This window comes from Gammaproteobacteria bacterium (ex Lamellibrachia satsuma) (assembly GCA_019623805.1).
Taxonomy (GTDB): Bacteria; Pseudomonadota; Gammaproteobacteria; order Chromatiales; family Chromatiaceae; genus QGON01.
Window position 1 is genome coordinate 1,837,907 of record CP053680.1, and the last position, 21,698, is coordinate 1,859,604.

Sequence of the window (21,698 nt, forward strand, 5' to 3'; positions counted from 1 at the left end):
CTATTCAAGACCCTTCTCTTCCGCCTTGCTAAAAAGAAACTGACCAACAATCTCCTCCAGCACCAAGGCGGACTGGGTCATGTTGATCTCGCCGCCGTCCGCCAACATCTCTTCGCTGCCGCCGGGGTCAAGTCCGATATATTGCTCACCCAATAAACCTGAAGTATAGATCTTGGCGAAGGTATCGTCAGGAATTTGATCGTATTGGGATTCAATACGCATGGTCACCAACGCTTCGTAACTGCTCTGGTCATAACGAATTTCCACCACCCGGCCGAGACGAACCCCCGCCATCGCCACCGGCGAACGCACCTTCAGGCCGCCGATATTGTCGAAACGCGCACTGACTTCGTAACCCTCACCCGTGGTGAAGGCACTCAGATTGCTCACCTGCATGGCCAGAAAAAAGAGCGCAATCAGCCCCGCCACCATAAAGGCGCCGACGGCGATCTCGACCTGTCTAATTTTCATCATTCACTCTCCAAACATCATCGCCGTTAAAACAAAATCGAGCACCAGCACCGCCAGTGCCGAATGGACCACGGTACGGGTGGTGGCCCGGCTCACACCTTCCGAGGTCGGTACCGAATCGTAACCCTGAAACAGGGCAATCCAGGTGCAGACCAGGCCGAAAACCAGGCTCTTGATCACCCCGTTGATCACATCCTCATTCCAGTCGATCTTGGCCTGCATCTGACTCCAGAAGGCACCGTCATCCACACCCAGCAGTCCCACCCCGACAAAATAGCCGCCCAGAGCACCGATGGCGCTGAACAGGGCCGCCAACACAGGCATGGAGATGAAACCGGCAACGAAGCGCGGCGTGAGGATACGGCGCACCGGGTCCACCGCCATCATCTCCAGCCCGGAGAGTTGCTCAGTGGCCTTCATCAGACCGATCTCGGCGGTCAGCGCGGAACCGGCCCGACCGGCGAACAGCAGCGCGGTCACCACCGGTCCCAGCTCCCGCACCAGCGAGGCCGCAACCATCACCCCGAGACTGTCCTCGGCTGCGAACTGGGAGAGCACGTAGTAGCCCTGCAGACCCAGCACCATGCCCACAAACAGGCCTGAAACGGTGACGATAACGAGGGTGCGCACCCCGACGGAATAGGTCTGCGTGACCAGCAATCCTGGTCGCGGCAGCAGGCTGGTAATACCGGCAACAATCTGCAGGAACAGCAGATGAGCACGTCCGAAGCGCTCCAGCGCCGCCATCCCATGGCGCCCAAACCGGGCCAGCGCGTCCAGCATCAGGGCTTCCTCCCGGATCCAAGCAGCTCCTCCACCAGAGGCGGAGCCTCATAATGGAATCTCATGGGTCCGTCCGGCAACCCCCGCATGAACTGGCGCACCTGATCGGATGTGGATATCGACAGTTGATCCGGCGTACCCTGTTCCACCACCTTACCCCCTGAGATCACATAGATCAGATCGGCGATGGCCGACGTCTCCTCCACATCGTGGGAGACCAGGACGCTGGTGATCTGCACCGCGTCGTTGAGACGCCGGATCAGCTTTGCCAGCACCCCCATGGAGATCGGATCCTGACCGGTGAAGGGCTCGTCATACATCACCATCATCGGGTCCAGCGCAATAGCCCGTGCCAGCGCCACCCGCCGCGCCATGCCGCCGGAGAGTTCCGCCGGCATCAGACCGTGAGCGCCCCGCAGCCCCACGGCTTCGAGTTTCATCAGCACAAGGACGCGGATCATCGACTCCGGCAGATCCGTATGCTCCCGCAGGGGATAGGCGACATTCTCAAAGACATCGATATCGGTGAGCAACGCGCCACTCTGAAATAGCATGCCCATGCGCATGCGCAGCTGGAAAAGCGCCCTCCGGGAGAGACGGTGCACGTCGACGCCATCCACCTCGATGGAACCGGCATCGGGCCGCAATTGACCACCGATCAGTTTCAGCAGCGTGGTTTTGCCCGTACCGCTCGGCCCCATGATCGCCGTTACCCGGCCGCGGGGGATGTCGATATCGATGCCATCGAAGATCACCCGACTGCCATGAGCGAAATGGAGCCCGCGTATTTTGACGATCGGCGTTTCAGCGCTGCCGGAGTGGCCTGACATTTCCAGATACAATCCCTTCGTGAATGAGAGCCGCCATTGTGTCGGTGGGCTGTGGTGGGGTCAAGCAAGACCCAGCAGTTGTGCCAGCTGACGCAGATCCTTCAACACCGCCATATCCATCCGCTCGCCCTCGATGAACAGCAGTACATCGGCACCCTCCGGCACCTGCCCTGCCAACGACTCCAGCAACGCCCGCTGTACACGCAGATCACCCAGGCTTTCTGCCGCCACACGGTAGGCAGGAGACACCTTTTCGGAAAGCGGCTGCCCCTTCGTCGCCAGTGTAAACCGGGGAATATTATCTGTCCGTGTTGTCTCCACAACAGAATCGACAACAACGCCGCCGAGATTATCCCCCAACAGATTAGCAACAGCGACAGGGTCACAGTCTCCGCCTCCACCCTCCAATGCAAGATAGAAGCGAAACCCCTCTTCTACATCATCAATCCAACTCTCCACCTGCGCCTCGTCCGCCTTGCACCAGAGCACCATCGGCATCAGCACGCCTGGCACCTCATTGGCATAGTAGGTCAGCCGCCAATCCTCCGGCAGGTCATCAGGATAGAAACTGCCTTGCCAGGCGGGATGATCCCAACCCACGGCGAGAATATGAAAGACAGGACGGTTATCGGGCATAATCGAAGTCGATTCAGTCGGAGTTCAGAAGATGGCGGACATTCTACCTTTCAAACGCCCCAAACTCAGCGAGAAGCACAAAGGCAAAGGATTGTGCCGGGAGGGTTTCCACAAATGGGAAGTGGTGGATGAACAGTCATTCGACGTAAAACAGGGGCGACTGGTCACGCGCTATCGTTGCAAACGGTGTGGGGCGACCAGGATCAAGGCGCTGTAGAGCTTTTTCTGTTTCTGTACAGCAGCACGTTAGCCCGAATGCCCGATCCGCTACGCTTGATCGGGCCTACGTTCCCAGTTCTATTATTAAGCAGCACCAGTCAGCGGATCCTCAACCGCTCCACCACCTCACCGTCGATCAGGTGGCGCTGCAGAATCTCATCGAGGTCCTCGCTATCGATGTAGGTGTACCAGACAGCTTCCGGGTAGACCACGATTACCGGCCCTTTGTCGCAGCGATCCAGGCAACCCGCTGTGTTGATGCGAACACCACCGGGCCCGGCCAGACCCAGTGCCTTGACCTTCGCCTTCAGATACCCCCGCATCTTTGCCGCACCAAACCTTGCGCAACAGCTACGGCCATCATCCCGCTGGTTGGTGCAGAAAAAAAGATGGTGACGATAGTAGGCCATGTCTGCCTGCCATTGTGATTACAATCCGATTAACCGGTATTATAGTGCCTGCCCTAACCCTGATTACCATACCTCAGCAATCCGTGACCCCTGAACAACTCCTGAAAGAAGCCGACCGCTGCGTCAAGTGTGGGCTCTGTCTGCCTCACTGCCCGACCTACCGCAAGTTGGCGAATGAAGCGGACTCACCTCGGGGCCGAATCGCGCTGATGCAGGCACTGGCCAGCGGTGAACTGTCACCGACACCCACTCTACGGCTGCATCTGGCACGCTGCCTCAACTGCCGCGCCTGCGAAACTGCCTGTCCCTCGGGAGTCTCCTATGGCAAACTGATAGACGCCGCCCACGCCATGCTGCAGCAGTCAGCGGGCATCAAAAGGCCGCTGCGCCGGGTTTTACTGAACCTGCTCAGTGAACGCAAACTTTTCGGCCAAACCACCCGTCTGCTGCCGCTGCTGTCCCGTACCGGCGTGTTGCGTCTGCTCAAAAAAGCGCCATCAAAGCCACTCAGACAGCTGGCAGATCTGGCATCGGAAATACCGGTTTACCAACCCCCTCCTTCTGGCCTCACCCCTGCCGTCACGGCAGGTGGTGGCAGTGTGCAACTCTTTATCGGTTGCATATCCAGCCAGGTGGACCGTCCGGTGATCGATGCGACTATCCGCCTGCTCACACACATGGGTTTTGCGGTGAATGTACCCAGACAACAGGTCTGCTGCGGCGCCCTGCATCGGCACAACGGTTTCCCGCAAGCCGCCGACCGGCTAAGCAAGCAAAACAGTGATGTGTTCACCTCACCCAAACCCACGACCCTCATCACCCTCGCCGATGCCTGTCACAAGGAGCTGCTGGAGCAAACCCGGTCCACGCCACGCCTGCAGACGATTTCAGCGTTTCTGCTCAATACACCCTGGCCGGAGACCTTTCCTTTCACCCCATTGAAGGCAAGGGTGGCGGTACACCGCCCATGCTCGGCATCAGAGGACGCTCCCATGACACTGCTGCAGCGGATACCCGGCCTCATCCCCTTCCTGCTGCCGGAAAACGCCATCTGCTGCGGCGGCGCTGGCAGCTATCCACTGACCCAGCCAGCACTCGCCCAGTCGCTTGGTGAGGACAAGATCACACTGCTGAAAGAGACAAAGGCCGACATACTGGTCACCAGCAGCACCGGCTGCACCCTGCAGTTCCGCAGCCAGATCAAACGTGCCGGGCTCGATATCGAGGTACTGCACCCCGTTGAACTGCTGACACGGCAACTGGACTTGAACAGTAAGTCAGACAGGCTTATCTTTTCCCTATGAGACAGAGAAACTACAGCCCAGCTGATAATCTGCTGATCGGCATCGACCAGGTCCTGCGCACCCTATTTGGGCGCCCCCAGGTCACCGAGCGCAGCAACCCCGCCCAGACCATCCCAGAGTCGGAGATGAGTGACCAGGAGCAGGACGAAACCGCCCGTCTGATGCGCATCAACCACACCGGCGAGGTCTGTGCCCAGGCGCTCTATCAGGGGCAGGCGTTGACCGCGAAGCTGCCGCATGTGCGGGAGAGCATGGAACGCGCAGCCCAGGAGGAGAACGACCACCTCGCCTGGTGCGAAAAACGGTTACTGGAACTGGACAATCGCAAAAGCCTGCTCAACCCGTTCTGGTATGGCGGATCATTCCTTATGGGCGCTGCCGCAGGATTAGCGGGGGACAAATGGAGTCTCGGCTTCGTTGCAGAGACCGAACATCAGGTCGAAGCCCACCTGAACAACCATCTGAACCGCCTGCCGCCCCAGGACGAAAAGAGCCGCGCCATCCTGGAACAGATGAAAGAAGACGAGATCCACCACGCCACCGTCGCCCTCGAAGCCGGCGGTGCCGAACTACCGGAACCCGTCAAACAGGCGATGAAATTCACCTCAAAACTGATGACGAAATCGGTTTGGTATTTATAAATAAAGGTTTCAGGTTTCAGGTTTCAGGTTTCAGGTTTCAGGTTTCAGGTTTCAGGTTTCAGGTTTCAGGTTTCAGGTTTCAGGTTTCAGGTTTCAGGTTTCAGGTTTCAGGTTTCAGGTTTCAGGTTTCAGGTTTCAGGTTTCAGGTTTCAGGTTTCCAAAGTTTGCGTCGACCCGGAAACGCGTCAAGCCCTATTTAACAATAATTTTGTAAACTCGCCCTGTCACCTGTCACCTGTCACCTTTTCCCAAAACCGCCCCTGACACCTCTTCCCAAACCGCCTCCCCAAAAACGCGCTTTACCACCAGCGGCAGACTGACGGCGCCATGCGCCAACAACCGACTGTGAAACGCCTTGAGCGACAGCTCAGGCTCCTGGCGCAGTACGACTTCCCTTGTCTGCTCGATCATTGCGACGCCGATCAACGCCATGAAGGCATCTGTCGGCCGCCTGGAGAGATGGGTCAGCCGCGACTCGGCCAAACCGGGGGCGGGATGATCGAGCAGGGATTGCAGCCGCTCCAGTGCCTGATGGCTATCCAAACGTCCCATGTGAAATTCGAGATCCACCAACGCCTGCTCCGCCAGCGCGAGGCGACGGCGAGCCAGCAGCACCATATCCTCGCGGGTAAAAAAACCTCGCGCCTCCAGCAACCAGCTGATGTAGTGCGCCCAACCACGCTTGAAAGCGGCGGATGGGTTGATCTGCCGCACCAGACTATGGGCCTGCACACCGCCGGCCCAAGCAAGGTAGTGACGCCCGGTCCAGCCAGCATAGAGGCAGCGCAGGCGAATAGCCGAAAGGGTTTCACCACCCTCCAGCTGCCGTTTTTCGTCCGGGATCAGCAGGATCCCCCCGCTCTCGCTGCGCAGATAGCTGCCGCAGTCGGGGCGGCTGAAACAGCCATCGGTAACCCGAAACTCCAGCGGCTGCGACGGCAGCTCAAGCAGGTCCTGCGCTTCGACAAAGGCCTTGAACCTGGCACTCTCTTCGCGATAGGCCTGACACCTGGCATCCCCGGAGAGGTCAGCTTCGGAAACATACTGTTCGCCCAGCGACTCCTGGTCTATCCCCAACTCTTCGAGATGGCGCAAATAACGCGCCTGCTGCTGTCGCACCAGCGCCAGCGCCTGTTCTCCTGTCAGGGGCAGCTGGTGCCGATGATTCAGTAACCGGTCCACCTGCTCAGAGCCACAATCGGAACCACCTGCGGCCTCGGGGACCAGGTCGTTGATCAGAAACTGACGGAAATCCTCGATCACCTCTGCCGCACTCGAACCGAGCTCCTGCAGCCGCCCCTGTTCTGCACAACATTGATGGGCCTGCGGCAGCTCGCCATGAAGCCGATGCAGCCAGGGAAGACCTGCTTCCGACATCTCCAGCGCCTCAGCCAACCAGAGGGTCGAGACCAGTTCCGGCAGTTCCGCAAGCTGCGTACGCGCATCCCGCAGATAGTTGCCGGTGCGTTCCAATATCCCTTGCAGCGCTTCACAGAGGGAGGCAGGTTGCCGCACCATTAACTCCTGCAGGGGGCGCAACGGCAGGTAACGGGCAGGGTCGCGGTGACGCCAATCCTGCTCCAGCAGCATGCGGTGCTCTATCATCGCAGCCCCGAAAATCAATTGAAGATCGAGTTGCCGGTCCGGATCAAGCGCCTCGAACTGCAACTCTTCCAGTCCCAGTAGAAGATTGCTCAACCAGGAGGAGAGCGCTCCGACGTCGTCGTCACCATCGGCAGCCAACAGTCCCTCATAGCCAGGCACACCGGCGAAGATCGCCGCCACGGGATGGTAGCGGAACCAAACCTTGTAGAATTCGGAGATGAGCGCATCGAAGTTCGCAGTCTCAGGCATCACGGATCTCATAGTCGTGGGTAATATCTGCCATCTGCCCAAGCATGATGGAGGCGGAACAGTATTTCTCGGCGCTCAGGGAGATTGCACGGGAGACATGCTTTTCGCTCAACCCCTTTCCGGTGACGATAAAATGGGCATGAATGCGGGAAAACACCTTAGGCTCGGATTCGGTACGTTCCGCCTCAAGCTCCACCACGCAATCGGTCACCTGTTGGCGGGATTTACGCAGGATACTGAGGACATCGAATTCGGTACACCCCCCCATGCCCAGCAGCAGCATCTCCATTGGCCGCACTCCCAGATTGCGTCCACCATGCTCCGGCGGACCATCCATCACTACCGCATGACCACTACCCGATTCACCCAGCATGGTGGCGTCCTGCACCCATTTAACCCGTGCCTTCATCACAACTCCGAAAAAAATATTACATTTCGACAATAAATTTACAGTTCAGTCACCTATTAACCTCGACGAACCGAAACTTCATTCATATGATATTCAATGAATCATTTGAGAATTGAAGTGTCCGTATCATCGATATTGAACGGTACACCAGCTATCCTTCAACAACAAACAGGACTTGCTAAACTTGCTTTGGCGCCTATGCTGCCACTAAGCTATTGAAACATTAACCAGGACGTCGAGCAGAAAGATCATGTCGATCATACAACCACCACCCCAGGACCCGGAATACCTTCAGCGATTCCTCTCCTTTTGTCACCGCCGGCGTTATCCAAAAAACACCGAGATCATCCATATTGGCGACCCTGCCGATGTACTCTACTACCTGATCGAAGGCTCGGTTGCCGTCTATATCGAAGACGACGACGGTAAGGAGATCATCCTCACCTATCTCAACAAAGGTGAATTCATCGGCGAGATGGGGCTCTTTATTCCCGCTCCAAAGCGCAGCGTCATGGTACGCACCCGCACCCCTTGTCAGATTGCCGAGATCAGTTACAAACGCTTGGAACAGCTGTTCGATGGCGACCTGCACGACTACACCAAAGAGATTCTCTACGCCATGGGCGCCCAGCTCTCCGAGCGGCTGGTACAGACCAGCGCAAAAGTTGGACATCTGGCGTTTCTCGACGTTACCGGGCGTATCGCCCGCACCCTGCTGGACCTCTGCAAAGAGCCTGACGCCATGACCCATCCGGACGGCATGCAGATCCGTATTACCCGCCAGGAGATCGGACGCATTGTCGGCTGCTCACGAGAGATGGCAGGAAGAGTGCTGAAAAACCTGGAAGAGCAGGAACTTATCAACGTCAAGGGAAAGACGATTGTGGTGTTTGGGACGAGATAAAGACAGGTTTCAGGTTTCAGGTTTCAGGTTTCAGGTTTCAGGTTTCAGGTTTCAGGTTTCAGGTTTCAGGTTTCAGGTTTCAGGTTTCAGGTTTCAGGTTTCAGGTTTCAGGTTTCAGGTTTCAGGTTTCAGGTTTCCAAAGTTTGCGTCAACCCGGAAACGTGTCAAACCCTAATTTAACAATAATTTTGTAAACTCGCCCTGTCACCTGTCACCTAAAAGAACAGTTCTGCCAACTTCTCCCCAGGATTTTCGGCCCGCATAAACGCCTCCCCCACCAGAAACGCATCCACACCGTTTGAACGCATCAGGGCCACGTCGTCACGGGTGTGGATCCCGCTTTCGGTCACCAGGATGCGATCATCAGGAATTCGTTCCAACATGCGCAGACTGGTATCCAGGCTCACTTCAAAAGTGCGCAGGTTGCGGTTGTTGATGCCGATCAGCCGGTTTTCAACCTTCAGCGCCCGCTCCAGTTCCGACTCATCGTGTGCCTCGATCAGCACATCCATTCCCAACTCATGGGCCAGGTCATTAAGTGCCCGCATCTGCCCATCTTCCAGACAGGCCACGATCAACAGGATGCAGTCTGCCCCCATGGCGCGCGCCTCGTAGACCTGATAGGGATCGATAAAAAAGTCTTTGCGGATGACCGGCAGGGCACAGGCAGAGCGGGCCTGTTTCAGATACTCGTCACTGCCCTGAAAAAAATCGATATCGGTCAGAACCGACAGGCAGGCCGCCCCGCCCTTTGCATAACTCCGGGCGATCTCCGCAGGACGAAAGTCCTCCCGCAACAACCCTTTGCTGGGCGAGGCTCGTTTGATCTCGGCAATGACGCCTGCCCGGCCCGTTGCAATCCTCGCGGCAATAGCGTCTGCAAAACCCCGGCAGGAATCGGCTTCACCTGCCATCGTCTGCAGCTGCTGCAAAGGCGCGCGAACCATATGATCTGAGATCTCTTCCTGTTTGCGCAGGACGATTTTCTTGAGTATGTCCGGGGTATCGCTCATTGAGCTTCTTTCATCAGACCTCATTCGGCACCACTCTGTTCAAAACATCGCCTTTCAGAAAGGCATCGATATTGGCTATCACCTGATTACAAATCTGCTGTGACTGGGCGGGGTCGTCAGGATTCAACCCCGGCACATTGCAGACCTCGATGCCACGACTACCTGCGGTTTTGAAATCAATATGTCCGGCCTCTTCCCCCGCAACGACGATCAGTCGCAGCTTGAAGGCTTCATCCAAAACCGCCTTGTCGATCGGCGTGGAGACGGAGACCACGATATCCGCCCGCCAGCAGGCTTCAATTAACCCGGCCGGGTCAAGTTCGACAAATTGCAACCAGCCAAATTTTGGGTAGTCGACTTCCGGAAAGTCCGGCTCACCCGCCAGACGGCCGCTGTCCACGACAACAATATTCATTAAGATTACCTTTTGGGGAGCCACAATGGTGCGCAGGTTGCACCCTGTGTTTCTACCATAGACAGGGGTTACTCAAAGCTCTGGGTCAGGATCACCAGCTTATCCAACCGGCTGCGGGCTTCGCCACTGGCAATCGCCTGGTCCGCCCTGTTGATACCGTCCATCAGCGTGTCTGCCAAACCCGCAGTATAGATGGCCGCACCGGCATTGAGCTGCACAATATCCCGGGCGGGACCCGACCGGTCTTCCAGCACACCACGAATCATATCGAGACTCTGTGCCGCGTCCTCCACAGTGATTTCACTGATCGCCGTGCGGCTGATGCCAAACTCCTCCGGCTGAATGGTATAGCGGCGGATCTGACCATCTTTCAATTCTGCCACATCGGTGGCGTCACCAATGCTGATCTCGTCCAGCCCGTCGCGGGAGTGAACCACCATAACATGGTGACTGCCCAGCTTCTGAAGGACTTCCGCCAGGGGCTGCAACAGCTCTTCACTGAAGACCCCCAACAGTTGATTCGGCACGCCGGCAGGATTGGTCAGGGGCCCCAGCACATTGAAAACAGTCCGCACCCCCATCTCCTTGCGCGGACCGATGGCGTGTTTCATCGCGCTGTGGTGGCCCGGAGCAAACATAAAACCCACACCCACCTCCCGCACACACTGCTCGACCTGCTCAGGCGTCAGGTCCAGGCGAATACCGGCAGCCTCAAGTGCATCGGCACTGCCCGACTTGCTGGAGACCGACCGATTGCCATGCTTGGCGACATGGCAGCCTGCTGCTGCCGCCACGAACATGCTGGCGGTGGATACGTTGAAGGTCCCGGAGGCATCTCCGCCTGTACCGACAATATCCACGGTATTCGGCAGATCGCCTACTGAGACACCGCTGGCGAGCTCACGCATGACCGAAGCAGCGGCGGCAATCTCCGTCACCGTCTCACCTTTCATACGCAGACCGATAAGAAAACCGCCGATCTGCGCGGGAGTGGCGCCACCTGTCATGATAGTGCGCATGACGCCCGTCATCTCATCAGAGTCGAGATCCTGACGAACCAGGACTTTGTTGATGGCCTTCTGCATCTCCATTGGTACTCCCCCTTTACTGATATTCACGATCACTTAGCGCCTGCTCTCCAGATCAGCCACATGCGCCAACGCCGCCCTGACCAAAAACAGGGTCAAAGGCACCATCATTACAGCTCCCGCCGACAGCATGACGAGCGCATAATGCTCGAACTGCCAAGCGGCAGGCACCAAGCTGGCAACGTCCATATATTCAGCCAGCCCCAACCCAAAAAGAAGGCTGCCGAATGCGTTGACGATCAGCAGATGGAGCGGCGGTCTGATACGGTTTTTTTCCACCTGCGATCCAGATCCCCAGGCTATCTACCCTCGATAAAATTTCGCAGCATATCGTGACCATGCTGAGTCAGTATCGACTCAGGGTGAAACTGTACACCCTGTACGTCCAGTGTCTTGTGGCGCACACCCATGATCTCATCCATCTCACCCGCTTTTTCGGTCCAGGCAGTAATCTCGAGGCAGTCAGGCAGACTCGCCTGCTCGATCACCAAAGAGTGGTAGCGAGTCGCCTCGAAGGGATTATCCAGCCCGTTAAAGACACCGCTGTCCGCATGGTGGATGGGAGAGGTCTTGCCATGCATCACCTCACCGGCGTGAACGATCCTGCCCCCAAAAGCCTGGCCGATCGACTGATGTCCGAGACAGACGCCGAGCAGCGGGATGCGGCCGGCGAAGGCCTTGATCGCCTCCACCGAGATACCTGCTTCAGCAGGGGTGCAAGGGCCGGGGGAGATGACGATATGATCGGGCATCAGCGCCTCGATTTCTTTAATGCTGATCTCGTCGTTGCGATGGACCTGCACGTCGGCACCCAGTTCACCCAGATACTGCACCAGGTTATAGGTGAAGGAGTCGTAGTTATCGATCATCAACAGCATGATCAGTCCTCCCCTTCCGCGCAGGCATGGTGGTCAAGTCCAGCTTCCGCCAGTGCAACCGCTCGAAACACCGCTCGTCCCTTGTTCATGGTCTCTTTCCACTCCAAATCAGGAATGGAGTCCGCCACCACACCGGCACCCGCCTGAATGTGCAGCATTTTATCCTTGATTACCGCCGTACGGATGGCGATGGCGGTATCCATGTTGCCGTTCCAGCTCAGATAACCCACCGCACCCGAGTAGACCCCCCGCTTCACCGGCTCAAGTTCGTCGATGATCTCCATCGCCCGGATCTTCGGCGCTCCGCTCACGGTGCCTGCCGGGAAGGTTGCCCGCAACACGTCGATAGCCGTCATGCCGTCCTTCAGATCGCCGGTGACATTGGAGACGATATGCATCACATGGGAGTAGTGCTCCACGATCATCTTGTCGGTCAGCTCCACACTGCCGATTTTGGCAACCCGCCCAGTATCGTTACGCCCCAGGTCGATCAACATCAGATGCTCGGCCAGCTCTTTGGGATCCGCCAGGAGTTCGGCCTCCAGCGCCCTGTCCTCCTCCTCGGTATAACCGCGGCGACGGGTGCCGGCGATCGGGCGCACGGTGACCACCCCATCCTCCAACCGGGTGAGAATCTCCGGCGAGGAGCCGACAATGTGGAAATCACCAAGGTTGAGGAAATACATATAGGGCGATGGATTCAGGCCTCGCAACGCCCGGTAGAGATCGAGCGGCGGCGCCTGAAACGGGATCGACAGCCGCTGTGAAATCACCGCCTGCATGCAGTCACCTTCGAGGATGTACTCCTTGACGCGATCCACCGCCGACTTGAAACCTGACTCGGTAAAACCCGAGACGAAGTCAGATTCGCTGATCTCCCGCCCAGCTTCACAGCCCCCACGGGGCGCCTCATGCTGCATCGCCAGGATCAATTCACGGATACGTCGTTGCGCGCTTTCCAAGGTTCCACCAACAGATGGATCGACGTGCACGATCAGGTACATGCGGCCGCTGAGGTTGTCGAATACCACCACCTCGTCGGAGACCATCAACAATATATCCGGGGCCTCCAATAGATCGGGATTGGGGCACTCTCCCAGGCGCGGCTCGATATAACGGATGATGTCGTAGCCGAAATAGCCCACCAGGCCGCCGTTGAAGCGGGGCAGCCCTTCCAGTTCAGCCGCCTTGTAGCGCCCCTGAAACTGTTCGATCCACGCCAGGGGGTCACTGACCTCGACGGACTCTATTATCTCGCCGTCACACTCCACCTCGATGTGATGCCCCATGACACGCACCAAGGTTTGGCTCGGCAAGCCGATAATGGAGTAACGACCCCATTTTTCGCCACCCTGGACAGACTCGAAGAGATAGGTGTAAGGCGCGTCCGCCAGCTTGAGATAGACACTCAGCGGGGTATCGAGGTCGGCAAGCACCTCGCAAACGACAGGTATACGGTTAAAACCCTGGGCTGCCAGGGCATCGAATTCTTGAGGGGTCATGATCCTCTCCACACAACAGACAAAACAACGGTTGGACGATTGGTTGGAATCACCAACGCCATCGCGTGCCGGTCTTTAGGATCGTGTCGTGTGAAAGCAGGTACATATCAGCTTCTTTTATGGATTCGGCAACTGAATCAAATTCAAAGTGAACGGCTACGATAATCCATAACGGCCATACAGCTCAAGCGGCAGATTCAAGCAGACCCTGAATCTCAGCCATGGAGTCGATGACCGCATCGGGATTGGCCTCGCGGATATCGACCCCGTGATTGTAACCGTAGCTCATGCAGACGATCTGAAAACCAGCGGCGCGGGCTGCCTTCACGTCACTCACTGAGTCACCCAGCATCATCGCATCCGAGGCATCGACACCAAAGTGTTCCGCCCCATGCAGCAACGGCATCGGATCAGGTTTCTTTTTCGCCAGGGTGTCACCGGAGATCACGATATCGAACTCGTCGTGCACTCCCAGGCTCTTGAGCAGTGGAATAGTGAACTGCGCTGCCTTGTTGGTGACACAGCCAAGCTGGTAACCGGCGGATTTCAAATAATCCAGGCCCTCACGCACACCGGGATAGAGCAGCGAGCGCTTAGAGGTGTTCTCGGCATAGAGTTCGAGAAATATCGGGTAGGCCTTGTCGAAATCCGCTTCGTCAGGCTCACCGTCGAGCTGGCCGATCAGTGCGCGCCGAGTCAGTCGTTCCACCCCGTTGCCCACCCAGTCACGCACCCGTTCCTCGCCCCAGACAGGCCGGCCCAACTGCTTCATCATCTCATCAACGCAGTAGGCCAGGTCGGGCACACTGTCAACCAAGGTGCCGTCGACATCGATAAGGATCATTTTGGGTTGTTTGAGACTCATAACCTGCTACCTGCCTAGTGATTCAAAAAGGCCAAGGATACGGAAGGATCGATAAAATTTTGCACGCTCTGCCTGTGGAAATTGGCAAAGTTCGTGGCCGACCAGAAAAAACGGAGCCCCTCAAGACCCCGTTTTTCAGCAGCAGGCAGGATCAGACCTTGGCCAGTTCCGCCATCATCTCGCCGACGATGGTGTCATAGCGATTGGCATCGGCTTCGCCCGGGAAGCCGAAGATGCCGGATCCGGCGACGAACGTATCGGCACCCGCAGCCTTTATCTCTGCGATATTATTGACCTTTACACCACCATCGATCTCCAGACGAATGTCATAACCGGAATCGTCGATCATCTTGCGCACGGCGCGCAGCTTGTCCAGGGTGGCCGGGATAAAACTCTGACCGCCGAAACCGGGGTTAACGGACATCAGCAGGATCATGTCGACCTTGTCCATCACGTAATCCAGATGAGAGAGCGGTGTGGCCGGGTTGAACACCAGGCCGGACTTACAGCCATGCTCGCGGGTCAGCGCCAGGGAGCGGTCAATGTGCTCAGAGGCCTCCGGGTGAAAGGTGATGTAGGTGGCACCTGCCTTGGCGAAATCGGGGATGATGCGATCCACCGGCTTGACCATCATGTGTACATCGATATCGGCGGTAACGCCGTGGCTGCGCAGCGCATCGCAAACCAGGGGACCGATGGTCAGGTTGGGTACGTAATGGTTGTCCATGACGTCGAAGTGGACGATCTCGGCACCGGATGCCAGTACGTTATCCACTTCCTCGCCCAGCTTGGCGAAATCCGCCGACAGGATGGACGGTGCGATCTGATCGGGTTGACGAGCCATGATTCTCTCTCCTGAAGTTTTAGGTCTCCAGTGCCGTCAACCGGCACCGGGCACCGGCTGGAAGGCGCAGCCCCCCAGCCCCGAATTTTTTTTGCCGCGACACTTTACCCCAAAGGCGGACAATTTGCATGACGAGGTTGGAAATCTGGTCTAAATTTAGGGCTGGATCGTTTGGGAACCTAAACCATGCTGCGACAATCTCTGCTACTACTGCTACTTTTCCTGAGCCAGACAGCCTTTGCTGCCGACCTGGCGCGGGAGCAGCGCATCGCCGATCAGATCGTCGACGCCATCCTTGACGGGGAACCTGTCTGGCTCGAAGCGGACGGGCACCGTTTCCTCTCAATCCACACCGAGACCGATGCTCAGGAGACCCGGGGCGGGATAATCCTGCTGCACGGCATGGGGGCCAACCCGGACTGGCAGGATGTCATTCAACCACTGCGCACCCTCCTGCCGGAACACGCCTGGGAAACCCTCTCGATCCAGTTGCCGGTAGCGGCGAGCGATGCGCCGTTCCGTGAATACCTACCGCTGATTCCGGAGGCCTATCCTCGCATTCGTGCCGCCATCGACTTCTTCAAACAGAAGCAGAACACCAATCTGGTGATGATCGGTCACAGTCTGGGCGCGCGCATGGGATTGGAGTTTCTCGCCAGCGAAAAACCGCAGGCAGTGCGCGCCTATATCGCCATCGGCCTTCCCGCACCAACTCGAGTAGAAGGAAATCCGGTACTGGAAGCCATTGGAAAAGTCTCCATTCCGATGCTGGATCTCTACGGCAGCCGGGATCTGGAGAGTGTTATCGCCACCGCCAAGCAACGCCGTATCGCAGCCAATAAAGCCGCGCATCCGAACTACAGACAGAGTCGCATCGCCGGAGCGGATCACTTTTTTCACGGCATGGAGTCACTGCTGCTACAGCGGGTCAGTAACTGGACCAGGCGCGTGGCCGCCGGCATGGAGATAGAGGGCGAAACGACTATTCCGTCTGCATCAACCCCTTGATTCGCTTTACATAGTGGCGGGTTTCACTAGGTGCATATGGCGCCACTTGTTTCCATCTTTTCACCTCGCCGAGTTTACCTTTTGCGCGTCGATAGGCCTTGTTGACGTTGCCGTATCCCGCATTGTAACTCGCCAGGGCAAAAGAGAGGCGCTGCTCTGTGGGCAGCCCCTTTTTCCACCTCCGATAGAGCATGCGATCATAAAAGATGCCCGCCGCAATATTCCAGCGTGGATCCTCGATATTGGTGAAATGAGGGTTCTTTTCTTTAATCTCCTCATAAGTTGAAGGCAGGATCTGCATCAATCCGCGAGCCCCGGCAGAACTGCTCGCGTTGGGCCTCAGCCCAGACTCGGCAATCCCCTGCGCCTTGAACCAATGCCAGTCGAAGTGGGGACCGAAGTAGTGCTTGGTGTATTTACGGAAGTAGCGATCATAGTCGTCTGTCCAGTGCTTATGCTTGACATGCTTGGCCACCCCGGCAAGCGCCAGTCCCGGTAGCAGCACCAGCAGCAAAAACCAGCGCAATGTAGCCCGCGTGCCCATCAATTCAGGCCGAGTCCGATAACCAGCCCCAGAGCGGTGCCGATCCCGATAAAGATTCCCATGATCATCACGCCCACCGCCAGATTGCCATTCTTCAACTCCTCAGGAATGCTGAAATTGACGATATGACTGAACACCTTGCAACCAAACCACATGAAAAAGATGGTCAGCAGACCACCAAAGATGGCATAGATGAAGTTGAGCAGAATAGGGTCAAAGGTATCGGTCATAATTCCCCTCCACAGGGTATTGACAGGCGGCTTAATTGAATCAAAGCGGGCTTCTTCGTCCCGCGATACAGCAGACAGGTAAGGATAGGCAGGAGTGGAGCTGGAGGCAAGGGCGAAAGCATGCAAGCCCGGTCAGGCGGAGCGCACATTCAGGACGCAGCAGTCACCCTCTCTCACCAGCGGTCAAGGAGATGCTCATCGCCACCACCCAAGAAGGAAGCTTCGACGGCATCGACTACTACCACTGGAACAACAAGAACAGTATCAAGGGGATTAATAAAGAGGTCTGGGCCACCGTCTAACTGGGGCCGTCACCTTCATCGAGCGGACGTATTAAGTCTTTTATGATTGCCTCGGCCGCATCTTCTGCCGCGGCTGCGGGCAGGCGGACATCAATACGCATTCTGGCACTCAATATAAAGACCGATAAAATCACGGCCACAGACAAGGTAAGAACGATTACGACGCCACGCAACCTCTTCGATCTCAACTCTTTTTTTCGCCGGGAAGCCTGTTGATCACGATCCTCCAAGCCGGCCCCGATGAACTCGGCTTCCTGTACGGAAAGATCCACCGGTCGCTGCTGATACCAGCGCTCAGCCTCCATCAGGGGTTCACCTCGCAACAGGGTCCCCCTGTCTCTGCCGGTACGTTCCCACTCCACTATATGAATGCGTAATCGCTGCCGCCACAACAGAAATTCTCTATCCTGGTACAACCAGCCCCTGAGACGTGACCAACCGCTGATCAGCGCTTCATGCGCCACTTCCACGGTCTCCTGAAACTCAGAAGAAGACAGACCCTCCCTCCCATGGTGTGCCGACAGATCCAGCCCTTCGTCCCGGTAACTGCTACCTGTTACCAGCAGACGCGCCTCCGAGAGCTGTTTTACGATATCCCTCGCCTCGGGGGTGAACTCCCCAAGAGGTATTCGTCTGCGCGTATCCTCATTCCCTTCCTCCGGACGGGCGACCCGAGTGAGCCGGGTGAAAACCTGGCGGGCCACTTGTTGCCATTGTGGCTGAAGCCCATTGAATACGGCTTCCGCTCTTTGAGCCAACGCTCCGCTTACGCCACCGATATCGTCATAGATACCATGCGTGAGCGTACGACCCTGCTTTCGGTCCCACATCTCGGTCAAAGCAAATTCCAGCAATGGCAGGTGGCCGGGCTCATCACCGATATCATCGAGAATGCGTTGCACCAGCCCTGTCTCAAAACTCAGTCCGACCCTTTGTGCCGGCACGACCACCGCCTGTTCCAGCTCGGTCCGCCGCATTGCTCCCAAGGTGATGAGACTATTCTCGATTCTGTCACTGAGTTCCCGACTCAAACTCAAGGCATTACCAAAAAAATCCGCCCGCAGGGTAATTACCAGGGTCGCCGGCGCACGATCACAAGCCCCAAAAAGCAGATCAACAAAAGGCACTCTATCCGTGCCGGGCACGGTGGTGAACATCTCCTCAAATTGATCAGCCAGTATCAACAAATGATTGGTTCCCTCGGACCTGTCAAGAATTCGCCCGACCACCGAATCCAGGCCCACATCTCCCACCGCAAGATGCTCGCCCAGTTTCGCCGCCTCAATCAAACGATCTGTCTCAGTCAGAGTCGGTTCCAAAAGGGGAATCAGCGACTCGGCCAGACGCTGAAACGGCTTTTCACCCGGAGAAAAAACACAGACATCCCATGTCTGCATTGGTGGCCGCTGACGGCGTAATGCAGGAAACAACCCAGCCTGGCACACCGACGACTTGCCGCTGCCGGAAGGGCCGACAACAGCAACAAAGTCACGATTCAGGGCGGCATCCAGCAACCGGTCCGCGAAAACCTCCCGGCCGCAAAAGAATGCTGCATGTTCCTCACGAAATACTTCCAATCCACGATATGGTGCTATTTCAACCAAGTCGTCTTCTATCCGGTCCGTTTCCTCGATCCGGATCGAACGCACCAAGGCACGAACACCGTCAGCATCGACTCCCTCAGCCCGGAAATCCACCCAAGTATTCATGAACAGGAATCCCGGCTTCGGGTCGGCGCCTGGCAATATCACTGGAATTACCGGGAAGACCCTGCCGGCCTTCTCTTCCTGTGCCTGACGATCCAAGGCAAAACCAATTTCCCGCTTCTGCCATGTTCCAATACCACCTGGACCGAGAAACACGACAACAGCGGAGACAGACTGTAAAGCACGCTCCAATGCATCAGGCCATGGCACTCCTGCCACCAGGTGTTCGCGATCCAGAAACGAATCAATGCCACGAACCGACAACTTCTGCCTCACCGCGGCCATCACCTCGGCGTCTGAGCGATGGTAGCTGATGAAACAATCGTACCGCGTGGCATCATCCATGACCGCCTCCCTTTCCAATCACGGCAGATGTATGCTGTCGCTTCGTTGCGATATCACATGGGTCGATATCGGTTTTTGCCTCATTTCGCCGCCACCCCTGCCCTGTCTCGACCCACCAGCCTGGTCCCGCAAGATTCCTCCACGCTTTGGAAAAGATCTCACCGATTCCCTGTTTCCAGTTCGGTTGACCATTGGCAAAGGCAATGGCCGTGTATAGTTCCCTGGTTTCCCGGTTATGCAATTCCACTTGTTGCGGCAGATCTGCGCTTATATTGGGAAAACCCGTTTCCTCGCCCATGAGCGCGATATCGCCATCCAGTGTAAAACCCAATCCTCCGCTGCAAAATCCTTTCAAAAGATACTCAGCGAAACGCCCCCTGATGCTTGTCGTTAAATCCGAGACATGCGGTGTAGCGACATTTATACCGGTCAACCAGGACGTCATCTTGAGCGAGACACGGCGGGCGAGCAGGCCGAAATCCACCCTTGAATTGTTGAAAGCCATGCTGATTGTCGGTGGTAAAGCCGAATCGGTTATCAGAAAATTTTCACCCTGGGTTTCAATGCCCCTTTGTTCCAGGAGGCCGTTATCCAATTTAAAACTCATGCCGATACGATCGTAGCGCCACATGGGAAAGACCCTGAACATCCAGTGATCCAACTCACCGCCCGTGCCAAACAAGAACGCCAGATTCTCCAGTGCCCGAGTCGAAACCCGGTGGGGCTCGGCATCAGGCTCCAATGATCGGAAACCGAATTCACCCGCTACAAGACTCCCAACCTCAAACTGCAGGCCACGACCCTGGATGTCGATGCGACCTTCCATCGCACCCAATTGGTGTTTCTCTGTTGTAAGGGCGCTCAACGAGAGATTGCCCTCAAGATCGACATTGACGATCGGAAAAATGCTGAAGGGATTGATGACGGACAAGGCGCTCGCCTCGATATATCCGTCATAGATCGTTGCCCTTATGTCACCATCAACGACCAACTGTCCTTTCTCGTAGGTGACATCCAGGAAATCCGCCGACAAAGTACCAGTCGAAGGCACCCACATAACATCACGAAAAAGGTGGCCTATAGCCACTGATTTCAACACCATATTCAATGACAAGCCAAAATCCGGCGAACCCAGCCCGGTCAAATTGACATCGCGTATAAGAATCTCGCCGCCGGGAAGTGAAACACGCACGGTTTTCGTGCTACTGAAACCGTCACCACGGATATCGCCTTCGATACTGCCAGCGTCCAGTACCATGCCTCCCAACGCCAGTCGTTCCCATTTCAACCTTGACGGGGTGCCGGCGGCGGCATCCCCCCAGTGGATAGTGCCGGACATGCCCGTAATTTCAAGCTGCCCGCGACCGTCCGAGAAACTTATCTCATCGAGATCGATTCGGATGGCGGACCCTCTATCCCGCCTCCAATTCACGGCCATGGATAAGTTGCCAACGGCACCGGACTCCTCCAATACAAAACCAGACAGGAACGGCAGCAGGTAGACCTTATAACCTCTTGATATTGAAAAACGAGGGGCTTCGAGATTAAAAGCCTCGGCACGGATGCAATCTCCCAGTATCGCGCTGCCATCACCCACAAACCGCACTACATCCTGGTGGATGTATTCAAACTTTTTCAACACAACGCGCCGATCGCTATCATCCCAACTGCCCGTGGCCATCAGGCGGACCGGGAATTCATCAAACCCCAGGTATATCGGATCCAAATATACGGCCCCGGCATGCAACTCCATCTCAAATTCAAAGAACCAGACATCGTCATGGTGGTTGATACGCACTACCGCGTCTCCACCCATCTTTTCAGAGATATAACGGCCATCCGTATCGGAGAAAGCCAGGTCTTTGAGTAGTGCCCTGAACTCATAGTCCCTTTGATCTACATGATTTTTCCCTTCGGCAAGGTCCTCGATCAATCCCGAAAAGTGCGAGAGCAGCGACTCCATCGACAGGTCGACGACTTGGAGGTCCAGTATTGGCGACGAATCGACGGACTCGCCTGCAACAAAAACCGAGAGAGAGCCGGATGAAAACCGAAGGTTAGTGGCATCGAATAGCGAGAATTTGGAATCGCGCCTTAACGAGGGATTCCCTTCCTCGTTTGGTTCACATCCAGCAACGGCTAAATTACTCCAGGTATCCGCGCCAGCCGCACAGATTGCCGTTAGAACAAGACACAGCAGCGTAATACCGAATACTCCAACGAGCTTGCTGAACCACAACCCCATCAACCTGTGCCCTCCCTTGATACATAATGAAAAATGAGTCAGAACCCTTTAGTTTCCAATTATGGATAAAGCGATGCGCAGAGCGTAACACATTAAAGTGTTCTGCCCTCTTGTACACCATACAAAGAGTTTCCTGAGGATCAGCTATTGAGCCACCGACTGGGGGATACTAAACTTGAACCTGAAGCAAGGAGACGACCATGGCTAAAAATAAAGTTTAGCTCCAATGAAGAGTTCAGTTTTCCGAATTTT

General features: G+C 56.4%; 25 protein-coding genes. 6 read left to right on the plus strand and 19 right to left on the minus strand.

The annotated features are described in order from the left end of the window. The 4 genes from mlaD to HPY30_07840 are packed head-to-tail and all read right to left on the minus strand — an operon-like array spanning position 1 to position 2,720. Positions 1-471 carry an outer membrane lipid asymmetry maintenance protein MlaD gene (mlaD, locus tag HPY30_07825; protein QYZ67959.1) on the minus strand — a complete coding sequence of 157 codons (471 nt, stop codon included), beginning with the start codon at positions 469-471 and terminating at the stop codon, positions 1-3. Positions 472-474: 3 nt separating this feature from the next. Next, positions 475-1,254: a lipid asymmetry maintenance ABC transporter permease subunit MlaE gene (mlaE, locus tag HPY30_07830; GenBank protein ID QYZ65897.1), complete on the minus strand. Its 780-nt coding sequence runs from the start codon at positions 1,252-1,254 to the stop codon at positions 475-477. Then, positions 1,254-2,084 (minus strand): ABC transporter ATP-binding protein, encoded by an 831-nt coding sequence (locus HPY30_07835; protein ID QYZ65898.1) that lies wholly within the window; start codon positions 2,082-2,084, stop codon positions 1,254-1,256. Before HPY30_07835 ends, mlaE begins: the two co-directional genes overlap by 1 nt. A 60-nt stretch (positions 2,085-2,144) precedes the next feature. Further along, positions 2,145-2,720 (minus strand): ABC transporter permease, encoded by a 576-nt coding sequence (locus tag HPY30_07840; protein ID QYZ65899.1) that lies wholly within the window; start codon positions 2,718-2,720, stop codon positions 2,145-2,147. 31 nt (positions 2,721-2,751) lie between these two features. Between HPY30_07840 and HPY30_07845 the strand changes: the two genes are divergently transcribed. Beyond that, complete coding sequence (locus HPY30_07845; GenBank protein ID QYZ65900.1) at positions 2,752-2,937, plus strand: hypothetical protein; 186 nt, start codon at positions 2,752-2,754, stop codon at positions 2,935-2,937. Positions 2,938-3,037: 100 nt separating this feature from the next. Here the strand turns inward: HPY30_07845 and HPY30_07850 are convergent, their stop codons facing one another. Next, the gene (locus tag HPY30_07850; GenBank protein ID QYZ65901.1) at positions 3,038-3,349 is read right to left on the minus strand and encodes a (2Fe-2S) ferredoxin domain-containing protein; all 312 of its coding nucleotides are present in this window, start codon (positions 3,347-3,349) and stop codon (positions 3,038-3,040) included. A 44-nt stretch (positions 3,350-3,393) separates the two neighbouring features. Here HPY30_07850 and HPY30_07855 point away from each other — a divergent pair, with 44 nt between their 5' ends. After that, the gene (locus HPY30_07855) at positions 3,394-4,653 is read left to right on the plus strand and encodes a (Fe-S)-binding protein (protein ID QYZ65902.1); all 1,260 of its coding nucleotides are present in this window, start codon (positions 3,394-3,396) and stop codon (positions 4,651-4,653) included. Continuing rightward, positions 4,650-5,294, plus strand: a complete 645-nt coding sequence (gene coq7 / locus HPY30_07860) for a 2-polyprenyl-3-methyl-6-methoxy-1,4-benzoquinone monooxygenase (GenBank protein QYZ65903.1) — start codon at positions 4,650-4,652, stop codon at positions 5,292-5,294. Before HPY30_07855 ends, coq7 begins: the two co-directional genes overlap by 4 nt. A 231-nt stretch (positions 5,295-5,525) precedes the next feature. Here the strand turns inward: coq7 and HPY30_07865 are convergent, their stop codons facing one another. Together HPY30_07865 and HPY30_07870 are read right to left on the minus strand one after the other, a co-directional pair. Continuing rightward, the gene (locus tag HPY30_07865; protein ID QYZ65904.1) at positions 5,526-7,148 is read right to left on the minus strand and encodes a DUF885 family protein; all 1,623 of its coding nucleotides are present in this window, start codon (positions 7,146-7,148) and stop codon (positions 5,526-5,528) included. Beyond that, positions 7,141-7,557: an OsmC family protein gene (locus HPY30_07870; protein QYZ65905.1), complete on the minus strand. Its 417-nt coding sequence runs from the start codon at positions 7,555-7,557 to the stop codon at positions 7,141-7,143. Before HPY30_07870 ends, HPY30_07865 begins: the two co-directional genes overlap by 8 nt. A gap of 250 nt (positions 7,558-7,807) precedes the next feature. Here HPY30_07870 and crp point away from each other — a divergent pair, with 250 nt between their 5' ends. Further along, positions 7,808-8,461 (plus strand): cAMP-activated global transcriptional regulator CRP, encoded by a 654-nt coding sequence (gene crp, locus HPY30_07875; protein QYZ65906.1) that lies wholly within the window; start codon positions 7,808-7,810, stop codon positions 8,459-8,461. A gap of 215 nt (positions 8,462-8,676) precedes the next feature. On the opposite strand, the gene trpC is transcribed toward crp, so the two are convergent. The 8 genes from trpC to rpe all read right to left on the minus strand — a co-directional run bounded on the left by trpC (position 8,677) and on the right by rpe (position 15,066). Then, entirely contained in the window at positions 8,677-9,474 is a 798-nt protein-coding gene (gene trpC / locus HPY30_07880) for an indole-3-glycerol phosphate synthase TrpC (protein ID QYZ65907.1), read from the minus strand. A 13-nt stretch (positions 9,475-9,487) separates the two neighbouring features. After that, entirely contained in the window at positions 9,488-9,889 is a 402-nt protein-coding gene (locus tag HPY30_07885) for a hypothetical protein (GenBank protein ID QYZ65908.1), read from the minus strand. Between the two features lie 68 nt (positions 9,890-9,957). Further along, positions 9,958-10,980, minus strand: coding sequence for an anthranilate phosphoribosyltransferase (gene trpD, locus HPY30_07890; protein ID QYZ65909.1), 1,023 nt, complete (start codon positions 10,978-10,980; stop codon positions 9,958-9,960). 33 nt (positions 10,981-11,013) lie between these two features. Continuing rightward, a complete protein-coding gene (locus HPY30_07895) occupies positions 11,014-11,256 on the minus strand; it encodes a hypothetical protein (GenBank protein QYZ65910.1) in 243 nt (80 codons plus the stop codon). 20 nt (positions 11,257-11,276) lie between these two features. Continuing rightward, complete coding sequence (locus HPY30_07900) at positions 11,277-11,855, minus strand: aminodeoxychorismate/anthranilate synthase component II (GenBank protein ID QYZ65911.1); 579 nt, start codon at positions 11,853-11,855, stop codon at positions 11,277-11,279. 2 nt (positions 11,856-11,857) lie between these two features. Continuing rightward, positions 11,858-13,357 (minus strand): anthranilate synthase component I, encoded by a 1,500-nt coding sequence (locus HPY30_07905; protein QYZ65912.1) that lies wholly within the window; start codon positions 13,355-13,357, stop codon positions 11,858-11,860. Positions 13,358-13,541: 184 nt separating this feature from the next. Then, entirely contained in the window at positions 13,542-14,222 is a 681-nt protein-coding gene (locus tag HPY30_07910) for a phosphoglycolate phosphatase (GenBank protein ID QYZ65913.1), read from the minus strand. A 151-nt stretch (positions 14,223-14,373) separates the two neighbouring features. Continuing rightward, positions 14,374-15,066 (minus strand): ribulose-phosphate 3-epimerase, encoded by a 693-nt coding sequence (gene rpe, locus HPY30_07915; GenBank protein QYZ65914.1) that lies wholly within the window; start codon positions 15,064-15,066, stop codon positions 14,374-14,376. Positions 15,067-15,252: 186 nt separating this feature from the next. Here rpe and HPY30_07920 point away from each other — a divergent pair, with 186 nt between their 5' ends. After that, a complete protein-coding gene (locus tag HPY30_07920) occupies positions 15,253-16,074 on the plus strand; it encodes an alpha/beta fold hydrolase (GenBank protein QYZ65915.1) in 822 nt (273 codons plus the stop codon). On the opposite strand, the gene HPY30_07925 is transcribed toward HPY30_07920, so the two are convergent. Both HPY30_07925 and HPY30_07930 read right to left on the minus strand, forming a co-directional pair. Then, positions 16,049-16,618, minus strand: a complete 570-nt coding sequence (locus HPY30_07925) for a transglycosylase SLT domain-containing protein (GenBank protein ID QYZ65916.1) — start codon at positions 16,616-16,618, stop codon at positions 16,049-16,051. The two genes, HPY30_07920 and HPY30_07925, sit on opposite strands and share 26 nt — an antisense overlap. Continuing rightward, complete coding sequence (locus tag HPY30_07930) at positions 16,618-16,848, minus strand: DUF350 domain-containing protein (protein ID QYZ65917.1); 231 nt, start codon at positions 16,846-16,848, stop codon at positions 16,618-16,620. The genes HPY30_07925 and HPY30_07930 overlap by 1 nt, the downstream gene beginning before the upstream one ends. 35 nt (positions 16,849-16,883) lie before the next feature. Between HPY30_07930 and HPY30_07935 the strand changes: the two genes are divergently transcribed. Further along, positions 16,884-17,150, plus strand: coding sequence for a hypothetical protein (locus HPY30_07935; protein ID QYZ65918.1), 267 nt, complete (start codon positions 16,884-16,886; stop codon positions 17,148-17,150). Here the strand turns inward: HPY30_07935 and HPY30_07940 are convergent. Further along, positions 17,147-19,201: a toll/interleukin-1 receptor domain-containing protein gene (locus HPY30_07940; GenBank protein QYZ65919.1), complete on the minus strand. Its 2,055-nt coding sequence runs from the start codon at positions 19,199-19,201 to the stop codon at positions 17,147-17,149. The genes HPY30_07935 and HPY30_07940 overlap by 4 nt on opposite strands. Continuing rightward, complete coding sequence (locus HPY30_07945; protein QYZ65920.1) at positions 19,194-21,446, minus strand: DUF1318 domain-containing protein; 2,253 nt, start codon at positions 21,444-21,446, stop codon at positions 19,194-19,196. Before HPY30_07945 ends, HPY30_07940 begins: the two co-directional genes overlap by 8 nt. Between the last annotated feature and the right edge of the window lie 252 nt (positions 21,447-21,698).

Coding starts and splice junctions, on each gene's coding strand:
- mlaD (QYZ67959.1), bottom strand. CDS start 471: ATGAAAATTAGACAGGTCGAGATCGCCGTCGGCGCCTTTATGGTGGCG.
- mlaE (QYZ65897.1), bottom strand. CDS start 1,254: ATGCTGGACGCGCTGGCCCGGTTTGGGCGCCATGGGATGGCGGCGCTG.
- HPY30_07835 (QYZ65898.1), bottom strand. CDS start 2,084: ATGTCAGGCCACTCCGGCAGCGCTGAAACGCCGATCGTCAAAATACGC.
- HPY30_07840 (QYZ65899.1), bottom strand. CDS start 2,720: ATGCCCGATAACCGTCCTGTCTTTCATATTCTCGCCGTGGGTTGGGAT.
- HPY30_07845 (QYZ65900.1), top strand. CDS start 2,752: ATGGCGGACATTCTACCTTTCAAACGCCCCAAACTCAGCGAGAAGCAC.
- HPY30_07850 (QYZ65901.1), bottom strand. CDS start 3,349: ATGGCCTACTATCGTCACCATCTTTTTTTCTGCACCAACCAGCGGGAT.
- coq7 (QYZ65903.1), top strand. CDS start 4,650: ATGAGACAGAGAAACTACAGCCCAGCTGATAATCTGCTGATCGGCATC.
- HPY30_07865 (QYZ65904.1), bottom strand. CDS start 7,148: ATGCCTGAGACTGCGAACTTCGATGCGCTCATCTCCGAATTCTACAAG.
- HPY30_07870 (QYZ65905.1), bottom strand. CDS start 7,557: ATGAAGGCACGGGTTAAATGGGTGCAGGACGCCACCATGCTGGGTGAA.
- crp (QYZ65906.1), top strand. CDS start 7,808: ATGTCGATCATACAACCACCACCCCAGGACCCGGAATACCTTCAGCGA.
- trpC (QYZ65907.1), bottom strand. CDS start 9,474: ATGAGCGATACCCCGGACATACTCAAGAAAATCGTCCTGCGCAAACAG.
- HPY30_07885 (QYZ65908.1), bottom strand. CDS start 9,889: ATGAATATTGTTGTCGTGGACAGCGGCCGTCTGGCGGGTGAGCCGGAC.
- trpD (QYZ65909.1), bottom strand. CDS start 10,980: ATGGAGATGCAGAAGGCCATCAACAAAGTCCTGGTTCGTCAGGATCTC.
- HPY30_07900 (QYZ65911.1), bottom strand. CDS start 11,855: ATGCTGTTGATGATCGATAACTACGACTCCTTCACCTATAACCTGGTG.
- HPY30_07905 (QYZ65912.1), bottom strand. CDS start 13,357: ATGACCCCTCAAGAATTCGATGCCCTGGCAGCCCAGGGTTTTAACCGT.
- HPY30_07910 (QYZ65913.1), bottom strand. CDS start 14,222: ATGAGTCTCAAACAACCCAAAATGATCCTTATCGATGTCGACGGCACC.
- rpe (QYZ65914.1), bottom strand. CDS start 15,066: ATGGCTCGTCAACCCGATCAGATCGCACCGTCCATCCTGTCGGCGGAT.
- HPY30_07920 (QYZ65915.1), top strand. CDS start 15,253: ATGCTGCGACAATCTCTGCTACTACTGCTACTTTTCCTGAGCCAGACA.
- HPY30_07925 (QYZ65916.1), bottom strand. CDS start 16,618: ATGGGCACGCGGGCTACATTGCGCTGGTTTTTGCTGCTGGTGCTGCTA.
- HPY30_07930 (QYZ65917.1), bottom strand. CDS start 16,848: ATGACCGATACCTTTGACCCTATTCTGCTCAACTTCATCTATGCCATC.
- HPY30_07940 (QYZ65919.1), bottom strand. CDS start 19,201: ATGGATGATGCCACGCGGTACGATTGTTTCATCAGCTACCATCGCTCA.
- HPY30_07945 (QYZ65920.1), bottom strand. CDS start 21,446: ATGGGGTTGTGGTTCAGCAAGCTCGTTGGAGTATTCGGTATTACGCTG.